We start from the raw sequence: 13,360 nt of genomic DNA, 5'->3' as shown, positions 1-13,360 counted from the left end.
ACTAAATAACGGTTCATAATATATTTTGTTAGTAAATACAAAACAAAACTAAATAAAAAGATTGAGGTAAAACAAATGTCAGAACAAACAAATTCATTAGTTCAACTGTTTTCGAAGTTCTTGCGTAATCCAAAGGTATTGATGGCTTTGCATAGTGAAATGCGAAATGAGCGCTTACGGAGTCGCCAAGGTCGTAATGGGGCGCAAGGATTATTGGTTCAACTGTGGAAAAACGATGGACTAACTAACACTGAAATTTCAGAATTGTTGGATATCAAGCCATCAAGCGTAACGAACCAGGTTAAGAACTTGGAAGCACGTGATCTTGTTAAGCGGGTTGCTGATGAAAATGATAAGCGCGTCAGTCGGGTGTTCCTAACTGATGCAGGTCGTGCGCTGGAAGATGCGCGAACTGAAGAGCACGATGAAGCATCAGAGCAGATCTTCGGTGCGTTGGACGAGGAAGAACGTGCGGCTTTGGCTGAGATTATGCAAAAATTAATTGCTGAAAATCAAGGTGACGATGATTTCGATTTCTTCGATGAGGAGAACATTCGTAAATTTGGCCCAATGGGTTCAGAACACCATCGTTTTGGTAACAAGCATCAAATGGACCACGATATGCGTCGTGAGATGCAACGGATGGGAAATGAAATGCGCCGTGAAATGTGGCGCAATAATGGCTGGGACTTTGGGAAGTGGTCAGCCGACGATAAAAAGGAAACTAAGTAAGAGGAACTCAGGTCATGGAACGGAAGCAAGCATTTAGTCAACCAAAGCGTAGCAAATTGTCATTCGCAAGTTTTTTCAGGTTAATTGGACTTACGAGACCTAAGTACAGTTTGTTTGTAATTGGGTTGGGCGCAGGGATTGGTGGTACGATCTTGCAATTGATCGTACCCAAGATGATTCGACCATTGATTGATGGTTTTAGTAAAGGAATCAACTATGGCGTTTTAGGTAAAGTTGTCGGTGTTTATATTGTTGCCATGTTGTTGGGAGCAATTGGAGCGGCTATTCTAGGCTTCTTCGGTGAAAACGTTGTTAAAAATCTCCGTGAGAAGATTTGGGATAAGTTAGTTCATTTGCGAGTAAAGTACTTCGACAAGGTTAAAGTTGGTGAGATTAACAGTCGACTAATTAATGATACTTCGCAGGTAAAGGATTTCTTGGCTAAAACAGTACCACAGACTCTTTCGAGCTTGCTACTGTTACTAGGATCAATCGTAATGATGTGGCGGATGGATTGGCATATGACTGTTGCAATGGTCACGGTTGTACCAATCGCGGCAATTCTAATTACGCCTTTGGCAATTTTTGGCAGCAAGATTGCGCGTGCCCGCCAAGATTCACTAGCCGATTTTTCAGGTAGTGCTAGTGAAGTGCTCTCAGAAATTCGTTTAGTTAAGTCATCAAACGGCGAACAACAGGCCACTCGTGCAGCAGGATTCAGTATTCAAAAGTTGTATCGGATTGGATTGAAGGAAGCAATCTTTGATGGATCCATGCAACCAGTTATGATGCTTTTGATGATGTCGACAATCTTCGGCTTGTTGGCATATGGGATTCACCGAGTTGCAGTTGGCGCAATGGCAATTGGGACGTTAATGAGTTTCTTGATGTACTTAATGAACCTGATTGGAGCAGTTCCAGTGTTAGGGATGTTCTTTACCGATTTGTCGAAGGCGGCTGGTTCAACGGAGCGCTTGAATGAGCTACTAGTTGAAGATCAAGAACGTTTGACTGTTGGACAAACAATTGATGTTGAGGGGGCAACCCTTGCCGCTAAGCATGTGAATTTTGGTTACGATACTGGTGAGCAAATCTTGCATGATGTCAGCTTTGAAGCTAAGCCAAATACAATTGTTGCCTTTGCTGGACCTTCCGGTGGTGGTAAGTCGACAATTTTCAGCTTGTTAGAGCGTTTTTATCAACCAACCAGTGGTGAGATTATGATCGGTGATAACTCAATCGAATCAGTTTCACTCGAAAATTGGCGTTCACAAATTGGTTTTGTTTCGCAAGATTCGGCAATCATGGCGGGAACGATTCGCGACAATCTGACTTATGGTCTTGAAGGTGCATATAGTGATGATCAACTATGGCATGTGTTGGAGTTGGCGTTCGCGCGTAACTTCGTTGAGCAGATGCCGGAGCAGCTTAATACTCAAGTCGGCGAACGCGGGGTTAAAATCTCTGGTGGACAACGTCAGAGAATTGCGATTGCACGTGCCTTCTTGCGTGATCCTAAGATTTTAATGCTGGATGAAGCTACAGCGAGTCTTGATTCAGAAAGTGAATCAATGGTTCAAAAGGCTTTGGATACATTGATGCAGGGACGGACAACGTTGGTGATCGCTCATCGGCTATCAACGATCGTCGATGCAGACAAAATTTACTTTATTGAACACGGTGCAGTAACCGGAGCCGGTAAGCATAGTGAATTAGTTGCTAACCATCCGTTGTATGCACAATATGTTTCCGAACAGTTAACGGTTGGAAATTAATCGGCAGAATGTAAATTGATTAGCGATTGTGCTAGTCAATTTTTGTTTATTATATGATCACTTGGACGGTAATAAATACTTGCCAGTTAATCCAGATGTGATACACTAGTTTAAGTGATTTAAACGATTCAAAGAAAAATTAATACAGACTTCCTATCCAGAGTTCAGGGAGGGACTAGACCCGACGATCTGACACCAGCTTACCCCAAGTTTATGCTTGGGACGATGTGGTACTTTCTAGTAGATAGGCATATTAGGCGAAACCAATATGTCACCAGGGATGGAGATGTGTTGGTTTTTGTTTGTTTCTTACACAATAATATTATTTCGGGAGTACAAATTTATTATGGTAGAGAAGCGCTTATTTACATCAGAGTCAGTGTCTGAGGGGCACCCTGACAAAGTTTCAGATCAAATTTCTGATGCAATCTTAGATGCAATCCTAGCAACTGATCCTAATGCGCATACAGCAATCGAGACGTCTGTAACCACTGGATATGTAAATGTCTTTGGTGAGATTTCAACAACTGCTTATGTGAACATGGATCAAATTATTCGTAAGACATTAGCACGGATTGGTTATGATGATCCAGAAGCTGGCTTCCTGGCTTCCGATGTACACGTTGGTTTGACGATTGATGAACAATCACCCGATATTGCACAAGGTGTTAATTCAGCTATTGAACAACGTGAAGATGGTGGTGTTGATCCACTTGACGAAATTGGTGCTGGTGACCAAGGTTTGATGTTCGGTTTTGCTACTAATGAAACTGATGAATACCTACCTTTGTCAGTCGTCTTGTCACACAAGTTGGTTAAGAAGCAAGCTGATGTTCGCCGTTCAGGAGAACTTAGCTATTTGCTACCAGATGCCAAGGCACAGGTAACGGTTGAACTAGATGAGCATGATGTTCCAGTTCGAATTGATGCAGTTGTCTTGTCAACGCAACACCGCGATAATGTAACGCTTGAACAACTTCGTAAGGATGTTCGTGAGCACATCTTGGCACCAGTGCTTCCTGCCGAAATGGTTGATGCTGATACTAAGTATTACATTAACCCAACTGGTCGTTTTGTAATTGGTGGACCAAAGGGTGATGCCGGAATGACTGGTCGTAAGATTATTGTCGATACTTATGGTGGTTATGCGCGTCATGGTGGTGGTGCTTTCTCTGGAAAGGATGCCACTAAGGTCGACCGTTCAGCTGCCTATGCTACTCGTCACATCGCGAAGAACATTGTGGCGGCTGGTTTGGCTGATAAGGCTGAAATTCAAGTTGCCTATGCTATTGGTGTGGCACATCCAGTTTCTGTTAACGTGAATACTTTTGGTACTGGTAAGGTTTCAGAAGATAAGTTGACTGAGGCAGTGCGTGATTTGTTTGAATTGCGTCCGGCTGGAATCATCGAAGACTTGGATTTGCAAAAGCCACGTTATGAAGCAACGGCCGCTTACGGTCACTTCGGTCGTCCTGAGTTGGACTTGCCATGGGAACGTCTGGATAAGGTTGATGCTTTGAAGGCATATTTTAATTTGTAATTTATGAGGGAGACACGAAGTTAACTTCGTGTCTTTTTTTGTTTAAAGTTGGATTTAGGTTGGTAATGAAGAATGCATTGCTAAAGATTATTCAAAAATTTTTTAACGATCAAATGCAAATACTTTTGAAAGAATTTTTAAATGGTTTGAAATCGGTAGAAAGTATTTTATTATTGTGGCAAACTCTTTTGTGAAGGTTGTTAAGTTTGCAGAGAACATAATGAATATAACCAAGATTTTGAGGATATTATGGACCGCACAAAAGAGTGGGGATTATACAATTTTGAGAGTTTTCAAGAAAGGAAACTAGAATGATAAATCGAGAAGTAAGAAGGGGTAATGGTTTTGCTGTTATCAAGGAGAACAACAAGTTAACTATGATGTGGCCGGTGGGACCATTTGGTGATAATGCAAAGTTTAGAATTGATGAAGAGTTGGAGAAAAAGGCATTCAGTTCTCTTGATGACGCTGAAGAGGTTATGCATTACTTAATGAATGGTAGAAAATGGATTGATAAGAGATCGCAAGCGGATAACGATAAGAGATTTCTTGAAAAATTTTCAAAATTGGAATTGAATAATGATGATTGAAGAATTAAAGGGTAAATTGTTTGTTTATGGCAGAAAGATAAATTTAAACGATGGAAATGCTTTATATCCGCATATTAGCTTGGATGGAAACATTTTGCCTGAGCGTAATAATGTAGTTTTTGAAAATGGAGTACTGAAATATATTTTCAGTGAACGCGGGATAATTACATTAATGTTCGAGTCTGATAATTTGGACGACTTTTTATTTCAAATATTCAAAGATATTACTTTTGAAATGGCGTTAACTTTTGAAGTTAGTAATAGAGTTGAAAATCAAGATTTTAGAAGAGTATTATTCAGTAAACAGTTGGAAATATTGAACATAATTGATGAGACATATAAAGAGCGAGCAGCGCAAGAAATTAAAGACATCCTGAAGGTATCGCCATTTAATGATTACTAAATGGCGCAAAGTGGAAAACTTTAAAATATATGGGAGACACGAAGTTAACATCGTGTTTTTTATGCTTTAGGAGAATTTTTCTTAAACTTGATATTTGAAAAAATACTAGATTAAGCTTTTAAAAGCAAAAGGTGATTAGAAATTGAGTTTATATAGGCAAAATAAAAAGTTGTCATAAATCTCAGCAATACCGGAAATCTTATTATAAGAAGCGAGGAACAAAAAACAGGAAACAATTTTCTGATCAGATGGTGCAAGTAAGGTTATTCTGCTTGCTGGCGACCTAGCAAATACGTGGAAGATCGATGATACAATATTATTTGAGGTTGTGAGATTAACGACCGGGAAAGGAGGTGAGCTCCTTTGAATTGCTTTGTCTATGTATTGCAACAGCTTCAAGCCGTATTATGGTCTATTCTAGGAGCATTAATAGTAATCTTGTTGCAAAAGTACTTTAATTCTCGTAATTAGTGTGTACATGTGCCTCGTCTGGCAGGACGGGGCTTTTTTGTATAAAAAAAGTTCGTTGCTGGCAGGCAACGAACTCGAAAGAATGTGAACTCCACATTGTTTTATCTATGTACGTTCATTGTAGCATATATAAGGCTTCATAGTTATAAATGTCGTCCTCTTATCAAGAGATTACAAAAGTCGTTGCCAAAAAAACGGAAGAGATTGATAGATATTTATTGAGCTATGTCCTTGGTTGAATCAAGCAAGTTCCTTTACACGTGGAATGACGAAATACCTCACCATGGTTTGTTTTAAAGGTGGCTGTTATTTCTACATCGCGGACCCATGTAATTATCCAACCTCAGCAAAAGCAAACTTATGAAGAACCAATGAAGAAACTATCACAATTTTGTTTCAGAATTTTGCATATTTGGGAAAAAAAAGAAAATGAATTTAAGCGTCCTTTAAGCTATACTTATTTGCAGTAAAGGTTGTGGATAAACGAATTAAGTGTGTAGGGGGTGAATAATAGGGGGATTTTCAAAATAGGCAAGCATTAAGCTAAGTAGGGGAATTTCATAATGCTCAGCGAGCTTTTGTATATTAGATGACGCGATAGACATAGGTTATGTAAATCGCAGCTTATTTTATAAAACAAGCCGGGGGCAGAATTGGTTGGTATCTTTTATTACTGAGATACATATTATTGGGAGATATTATGGTTAAGAAGAATATAACGTTGATGGCATCAACGGCGGTTGCGCTTTTGGCTTTGTCACAAGGAACTGCTTTTGCAGCAACTACACCAGTTGATTACAATTCAAACGCTACACTAACATTGGAAGCAAGTACGGATCCAACAAAGCCAGTTGATCCAACAGACCCAGATCCAACAGATCCAGTTACGCCGGTTGATCCAACGGATCCAACGAAGCCAATTACACCAGGTACAGATGGTCCATTATCAATCGACTATGCCTCATCATTGGATTTCGGAACGCAAAAGATTGTATCTAGTGATCAAACTTATACTGCGGCACCACAAGAGTATAAGACGGCAAGTGGTGTAACAACTTATGGTCCAAACTACGTGCAAGTTACTGATAATACTGGTAGCGACCAAGGCTGGTCATTGAACGTAACCCAAGTTGGGCAGATGAGTGATGGATCAAGTCCTTTGAATGGAGCAAGTTTGTCATTTACAAACGGGAATGTTTTGACAACTGCGAGTTCTGATGCAGGAATTCCTGACACACAAGGTTCATTGACGTTGACACCAGGAGTTACTGCTAAGGTGACAACTGCTGAAGCAAACAAGGGTCAGGGAACTTGGGTTACACGTTACGGTAGTGCTTCTGGTACTGACAAGGCAACTGTAGCGGCGGCAGATAGTGGTAAGGCAATCTCACTATTTGTACCAGGTGCAGCTACCAAGCGTGCAGCCGTTTATACATCAGTGCTTAAGTGGAACCTTTCACAAACACCAAGCGCAAACACCGCAATTAAATAAGAATAATTTTCTGGGGAGAATATGAATATGAAAAAGGTATTGGGATTAACGCTTGCGACAGCCTTAACCGCTTCAGTACTAGGTAGTGTATCTGCAATGGCCGCTACGGTTAATAGCTATACTTCAAATGGACAAATTGGGTTCATTGCATCAACTGACCCAACTGATCCTAAGGATCCATTGAATCCGACCGATCCTGTTGACCCAATTGATCCAACTGATCCAACAAAGCCGGTAACCCCTGGTACAAATGGACCTTTGTCACTTGATTTTGCTTCATCACTCGACTTTGGTGTTCAAAAGATTACCACTGCGGACGAGACCTACCAAGCGGCTTCACAACAGTATGCACATGCTGATGGTTCAAAGTCATTTGGACCTGATTATGCACAGATTACTGATAACCGGGGAACTTTCCAAGGTTGGACATTATCAGTTGCACAACAAGGTGATTTCAAGACAACTTCAGGGGCCGTTTTGAACGGAGCCCAAGTTACCTTGGGAAATGATAACCACGTGACGGCTTCGGTCTTGGATGGTTCAGTTTCTAACGTTGATACTGCAACTTTGAATCCAGACGGTTCAAGCGTCAATGTTATGTCAGGAGCTGCGGCTAGTGCAGGAAGCACTAATGGTACTTCTGGAACCCACTTGTTGGACTTTGGAACAGCCGCATCATTGAAGAATGATCAAGTTAGTTGGAAGGCCGACAACACAACTGTTGCACGACCATCAACTGACAGCGATGTTACCTTGGCTGTGCCTGGTACAACAGCAAAGATGGCTGATACTTATACGACAACTTTCTTGTGGACCCTTGGTGACACACCAACAGCTGTCAAATAAGCGCTAAATATTTAAATACTCCGGTGAACGATGAGCGTTCTACCAGAGTGTACATAGAAGACAGAATATGGTTTTGATTTATTGCGGGGGAGAGCTATTTATGATGTTAATTACTAAAAAGAATCGAATCAGCTTAACGGGACTTCTGATTCTGGGGGCTAGCCTAGTTACCCAGGTGGTAATGGGGTTATCAGTTAATAACTCAAACATTGTTTCCGCGCAAGCAACGCAAAATGTACCAATGTCTTCATTGAACATGCCAAGTTTGCAAACGAAAGGCATTGTTGACGCACGGAATGATTTTGGAAGCAATGCCAGTGTTAGTAGTGCGGGGTTGACGTCTACACAGAAGGGACAAATTGTAGTTCTTGAAAATGGTAAACCTGTATCTGGGGGGAGCTTTACATCTTCCTCAGCAAATGTGAAGGCAGCCTTATATAAAATATATAGCGATGCTCGATCTGCCACCAGCGCAATCGATTTCACATTATATTTTGGTGCTAATGTACAAGTTCCAGGATCAGCGGAAGGAAATGATTTTACGGGAACCGCCTCGGCAACCAATATTACTTTCGCTGCATTAGGAACACAGAGTAATGTTAAGAGTTTGACGATGGTCAGCTCGCAAACTGATCCGTTGAATACACCAGCGACGGATGCACGAACAGTTACCTTTACGAACACTTTATATTTGGGTGTGCCAACAAGGTTTAGAAATATCAACTGGGGTAATGGAGTAAATCCGGAAACCGGTGCAGCCCCCGCAGGACAGTTCAATTTGTTCGCACAAGGTCAACCAATCTGGATGGATAATGGTGCTGTTGAAGTAGCTGGTGGGAATAATACTTATCAGATCATGGGTGGTTACCAAGGCAGTGTTGCATCGAATGCATCTACAAATGTTTACATTGGATCGACCACCAATGACGCAAATGTGAATACTTTGATTATGGGTGGTAGCGAGTCAGGCTCAATTGGAGATACACACGTGACGGTCAACGCACCTAATTCAACGGGTAAGATCAGTTATTTAGAAGGTGGTTCGCTTGGAATTAGTTCACCGGCAACGGTTAATGGTAGTACCAACCTACATCTGATTAATTATGGTGGCACAGTTGATTCTGTCCTAGGTGCAGGTGGGTCTGCTGGAACCGTTAATGTGAGTGGCGATGTGAATACACTCTTGTCATCGTCATCGAATACGAAGTACACCACAATTTTTGGTGGGGCTAACCATACTGCGAACATCACAGGATCAACGTATACGACCTTAACGGGAAACGGTAGTTGGACATCAAATAATGGTAACTTCATTGGTGGATCACGTTATGGAAATGCAAACAATATTTATAACAAGGTCGACACATCTGCCTTTACCAGCGGTTCTGCTAATTTTACGGGGGCGCAAGGAATCAATTTGACGACGCAGACATACTTAGTCAGCGGAGTCGTTAGCGGTAATATCGTGAATGATATTAAAGCTGGTAGTGCAAATGCTGGAAGTTTCAACGCCGTTTATGGTGGTATGGGCTGGTCAAATACATCTGCCGTAAATGGGTCGGCGATTGATAGTATCTTTGCCAGCACTGGCAACCTGATTGCTAGCCAAGATCAGGCTAATCAGTATGCGGCTAAGGGGATGAATGACCAAGGAATTGCCAGCGCTAGTCAAGGGCAACTCGCAGTCCTTGGAAACATTTCAACCATTGAACGGAGTGGTGTTGTTTCAATGCCAGGTGCCGGCGTGATAACCCCAGATACTGTCGGAGCTGGTCTATCAGGTTATGTCAAAGGTGACACGACAGTTCAAGTCGGCGATGGTAGTGGTACACCAGTTACAGCAGGAAATGTTTACGGTGGCGGTGGACAAGATACGCAAATTAATCAAGATTACTTCTGGCATACCGGTAAATCGGCGGTGATCGTCAACAACGGCACAACAGTTGATAACGTTTTTGGCGGTAATTTGAGTGGCTTCCAGCAAGGTGATTCTGCTGTGTACATGAATGGTGGTACAGCAAATTACGTTTATGGTGGTGGAAATCATGATGTTGTTCATGATGGCAACAATGAGGTGACCATGAATGGTGGCACAATCGCCAAACAATTAGTTGCCGCAGGTAAGACTACTAAGGCAAGCATTGGTGGCGATGCGCAAGTATTGATGCTTGGTGGAAATCTCGTAGGTTCAGTATATGGATTCAAGGGTGGCGATGGTAACTGGTTCAAGGGTTCAACAACAGTTGATATCAGCGGAGGTAAAGTTACTGGTGGTAGCAATGTTGAGATTATTGGTGGTGCCGGTGGTGGACATATCAACGGCGATACAACTCTAAACTTAGCTTTCAATAATACGATGGATCCATTGGCTACTGGAACAACAATTGCGGGTAACGGCTCAAAGAATAACACAACTAGTGCCGGTATGGGATCCAACCAAGCTGGGACGATTAGCGTGAACGTATCAGATACTAGCAATGTTGATCACATGAATGGGAATGATCTTAATGGTGATATTGCTTCCTCTGGAACCAGTTCAAGAGGAAATGTCAATGTTAATGTTAATGCGACAAATAATACAATCGGCAACATTACACCAGCAACTGAAAGTTTACTGAAGTCACAAGCAGTCCAAACTAGTACGGCAATTGATATTGCAAATGCTAAGAGTGTTAATACAATTAATGGCGCTGGCTCAAATGACGATATTTCAAATGCAGTGAATGTTGGTAGCAATCATCTGAAAATTGATTTTGGCGATAATGCTGTGACCCAGGTAGGTTCGATCAAGAACTTCACGGATCTAACGGTTGGAACAAAGGCGAACTTAACGATTACAAACAAATTGGTGAATGGTAATGGTGCAACCGCGGCCAATCATGGTAGTCAGTATAATAAGCTCGGTAATTTGAGTTTAGGTAGTGATAGTACACTGCAATTGGCAAATACAAGCACGATCGCATCTGTTGCACAGCTTGCTTTGCAGGGTGGCAATGTAACCTTGATGATGCCATATATGCAAACCGAGGGGATGTTTAATTTATCGGACATTCAGTTTAATAATAATGCAGTATTGAATTGGCAAGGTACAACTGATATTCCACATCCAGCGGCAAACACTTATGTAGGACAAAAGTTTGGCAAAGCGCTTGGCTATCCAATTTTGACCTTTACAGGTGACTTGGCCGCCAGTGGAATGGCTAAGTTAAACCAAAATAATGTGGTTGCCACGGATGCTAAAACGCAGGTGGCTTACAATACAGATCATGGTAATAACGTAGATAACAGTAAGGGACAGGCAATTGCGTATATCAGCGAGGGAAATCTAAGTATTACGACACCAACTAAGATCGATTTTGGTAAACAATCAATTCTTGGTCGGCCGTTAGTTGCATATCCAACGTATGATCAGCCAGTTACAGTGTCTGATACACGAACTAAGGCAACAGAAGGTTCATGGACTTTGAAAGTCGCAACACTAAACCCAATGGTAAGCGGATCAAATTCACTTGCAGATTACATGAAGTATCGCGACGGCAGTCAAACTTATGCTGTGTCTTCAGCGGCGGTGCTTGTGCATGAGGAAGATTCTGGACAAAATGGACAATTTGAATTAAGTAAGAATTGGGATTCTACTAATAAACAAGGCTTGTATCTGGATATTCCCGTCTCAAAACAAATTGCGGGTAATTACGATACAAATAATGCTCTCGTATGGACGCTTGGTGCAACACCTTCAAGTACGGTAGTTAATTAATCATAGGTCAGGAATTGCTTTTTGGAATGAGAATGGTTTTGGGGGAGACAGAATGCAAGTCAAACTTGTTAGAAGATTGTTAGTAACGGTATGGATGGTTTTTATCCTCGGAGCAGGGTATGTAAGTGCTGATAATGTAGCGACTTATGATACGAATGGACAGGTTGGCTTTGTTGGCAAGTATCCTGACAAAAATTCGGAGTCAGCTGATAATAACAATAATAGCCCGTTTTATAATGGTGCCAATCAGCAGAATGGTAAGAAAGTGTTGCCCGATACTGGTGATATAAATATGAGGAAGTATTTGTTCTTGCCAATGACCATGTTGGCTTTGGGGCTTGGTCTAATGGCATTTAGGTCGCAAACACCTAGAAAAATAACGAAGAGGGTAAAATAACTTGCAAAAATTATTAAAGATGCTTGTGACGGCGATGTTTGTGCTGACGCTGGGTTCATTAAGTAGCCTGAGTGTGTCTGCAAATCAATTAACCTTTTCGGTTGAGCCAACATTACCGGATAATCAGGTGAATAATAAAGATGGTTTCTTTAATATCGCTCTGGCGCCAGGTCAAAGTGAAGATCTTCATTTGAAGTATTCTAACGACAGTGGTAAAACAGTGACTGTTACAACAAAGGTAGCTAGTGCGACCACCAATATTAATGGGGTGGTCGAATATGGTCCTAAGGCCGGTAAAGCAGATAAGTCACTGAAATATAATTTAAAAGATTTCGTTGACGTACCTGAAGAGGTCGTTGTGAAGTCAGGCGAGAGTAAGGATGTTGTCGTTCATGTAACAATGCCTGACAGCGCCTTTCCAGGGATTATTGCTGGTGGGTTGACGTTCTCTGATAAGGCAGCTGATACCGCAAATCAAAAGACAAGTGCAAAAACCACGGCCATTAAAAATATCTATGGTTTTCAATTGGGTCTGTTGATGCGGCAAAATACGGATCAAAGCAATGTCTTCACGCAGAAGATTGTTGAAGAAGATGGTTTGAAGTTACATCAGGTTGTCGCTGGACAAGTGAATTATCGTAATGTTATTAACGCATCTTTGCAAAATCCATTGCCAGTTTATATTAATCAAATGGCCATACACGCACGCGTTTATGATGCTAAGGGCAAGAAGCTTTTATATGAGTCAAAGAATGCAGACTTGCAGATGGCACCGAATACTAACTTTAAGTATCCGATTGCGCTTGGAAACGGTAAACGTATTAAGCCGGGCAAGTATCGTCTTAAAATGACTGTGTATGCGGATAAAGATGATCAGAAAAAATATTACACAAAAGAATTTAATAATAAGCGGGTTGGGTATCAGTATCGTTGGAAATTCGATCGTGAATTTACCGTTAGTGGTAAAGATGCAACTGATTTGAACAAGCGAGACGTGACGATCCAGCGAATTGATTGGATTAGTATCATTATTATTCTGGCAATCTTATTTGCATTGCTGGCCTTGGCTTTGTGGTTCATTCTTTGGAAGCGTCGCAAGGATAATGATGAAGTTACGATCGAGGAAGAGGTTTTGAACCAGGCAGGTGATCGAATCTTGATTCAACGTAAGACGACAATGAAAGAATATAAGAAATTGGTTAAGCAAGGGAATAATGTACGGTTGGTTACCGATAAATAACATTAGCTGAGCTTTGGTTGTGTAGCTTGAAGATTAAGAATTTGCAATAAATTAACTCGTATAAATCGTGGCTATAGTATCATAATTTATACGAGTTTTTTTATGGAAATCCGGGCT

Annotated in this window: 10 protein-coding genes; all 10 read left to right on the top strand. The window is 41.3% G+C overall.

Annotated elements, in window-relative coordinates:
- Positions 1-75: 75 nt before the first annotated feature.
- The 10 genes from ESZ50_RS05900 (at position 76) to ESZ50_RS05855 (ending at position 13,243) form a co-directional block, all read left to right on the top strand.
- Entirely contained in the window at positions 76-732 is a 657-nt protein-coding gene (locus tag ESZ50_RS05900; protein WP_148622663.1) for a MarR family winged helix-turn-helix transcriptional regulator, read from the top strand.
- 14 nt (positions 733-746) lie between these two features.
- Positions 747-2,507: an ABC transporter ATP-binding protein gene (locus ESZ50_RS05895; RefSeq protein WP_148622662.1), complete on the top strand. Its 1,761-nt coding sequence runs from the start codon at positions 747-749 to the stop codon at positions 2,505-2,507.
- A 346-nt stretch (positions 2,508-2,853) separates the two neighbouring features.
- Entirely contained in the window at positions 2,854-4,047 is a 1,194-nt protein-coding gene (metK, locus tag ESZ50_RS05890) for a methionine adenosyltransferase (RefSeq protein ID WP_148622661.1), read from the top strand.
- Between the two features lie 311 nt (positions 4,048-4,358).
- On the top strand, positions 4,359-4,637 hold the full coding sequence (locus tag ESZ50_RS05885; RefSeq protein WP_148622660.1) for a hypothetical protein: 279 nt from the start codon (positions 4,359-4,361) through the stop codon (positions 4,635-4,637).
- Positions 4,627-5,040 carry an Imm63 family immunity protein gene (locus ESZ50_RS05880; RefSeq protein WP_148622659.1) on the top strand — a complete coding sequence of 138 codons (414 nt, stop codon included), beginning with the start codon at positions 4,627-4,629 and terminating at the stop codon, positions 5,038-5,040. Before ESZ50_RS05885 ends, ESZ50_RS05880 begins: the two co-directional genes overlap by 11 nt.
- 1,171 nt (positions 5,041-6,211) lie before the next feature.
- The gene (locus tag ESZ50_RS05875) at positions 6,212-7,003 is read left to right on the top strand and encodes a WxL domain-containing protein (RefSeq protein ID WP_148622658.1); all 792 of its coding nucleotides are present in this window, start codon (positions 6,212-6,214) and stop codon (positions 7,001-7,003) included.
- A 27-nt stretch (positions 7,004-7,030) separates the two neighbouring features.
- A complete protein-coding gene (locus ESZ50_RS05870) occupies positions 7,031-7,849 on the top strand; it encodes a WxL domain-containing protein (RefSeq protein WP_148622657.1) in 819 nt (272 codons plus the stop codon).
- Between the two features lie 100 nt (positions 7,850-7,949).
- On the top strand, positions 7,950-11,606 hold the full coding sequence (locus tag ESZ50_RS05865; RefSeq protein WP_148622656.1) for a beta strand repeat-containing protein: 3,657 nt from the start codon (positions 7,950-7,952) through the stop codon (positions 11,604-11,606).
- A gap of 52 nt (positions 11,607-11,658) precedes the next feature.
- A complete protein-coding gene (locus tag ESZ50_RS05860; RefSeq protein WP_148622655.1) occupies positions 11,659-12,003 on the top strand; it encodes an LPXTG cell wall anchor domain-containing protein in 345 nt (114 codons plus the stop codon).
- Between the two features lies 1 nt (position 12,004).
- Positions 12,005-13,243, top strand: coding sequence for a WxLIP family cell surface protein (locus tag ESZ50_RS05855; protein ID WP_148622654.1), 1,239 nt, complete (start codon positions 12,005-12,007; stop codon positions 13,241-13,243).
- The last annotated feature ends 117 nt before the right edge of the window (positions 13,244-13,360 follow it).

It is taken from the genome of Weissella muntiaci, from assembly GCF_008107635.1.
In the GTDB taxonomy this organism is placed as follows: domain Bacteria; phylum Bacillota; class Bacilli; order Lactobacillales; family Lactobacillaceae; genus Weissella; species Weissella muntiaci.
Note: the sequence above shows the minus strand (reverse complement) of the source record. Positions and strands in the feature narration are given on the sequence as shown.

Excerpts from the sequence above, each read along its gene's own strand:
- ESZ50_RS05900 (WP_148622663.1), top strand. The coding sequence starts at position 76 with ATGTCAGAACAAACAAATTCATTAGTTCAACTGTTTTCGAAGTTCTTG.
- ESZ50_RS05895 (WP_148622662.1), top strand. The coding sequence starts at position 747 with ATGGAACGGAAGCAAGCATTTAGTCAACCAAAGCGTAGCAAATTGTCA.
- metK (WP_148622661.1), top strand. The coding sequence starts at position 2,854 with ATGGTAGAGAAGCGCTTATTTACATCAGAGTCAGTGTCTGAGGGGCAC.
- ESZ50_RS05885 (WP_148622660.1), top strand. The coding sequence starts at position 4,359 with ATGATAAATCGAGAAGTAAGAAGGGGTAATGGTTTTGCTGTTATCAAG.
- ESZ50_RS05880 (WP_148622659.1), top strand. The coding sequence starts at position 4,627 with ATGATGATTGAAGAATTAAAGGGTAAATTGTTTGTTTATGGCAGAAAG.
- ESZ50_RS05875 (WP_148622658.1), top strand. The coding sequence starts at position 6,212 with ATGGTTAAGAAGAATATAACGTTGATGGCATCAACGGCGGTTGCGCTT.
- ESZ50_RS05870 (WP_148622657.1), top strand. The coding sequence starts at position 7,031 with ATGAAAAAGGTATTGGGATTAACGCTTGCGACAGCCTTAACCGCTTCA.
- ESZ50_RS05865 (WP_148622656.1), top strand. The coding sequence starts at position 7,950 with ATGATGTTAATTACTAAAAAGAATCGAATCAGCTTAACGGGACTTCTG.
- ESZ50_RS05860 (WP_148622655.1), top strand. The coding sequence starts at position 11,659 with ATGCAAGTCAAACTTGTTAGAAGATTGTTAGTAACGGTATGGATGGTT.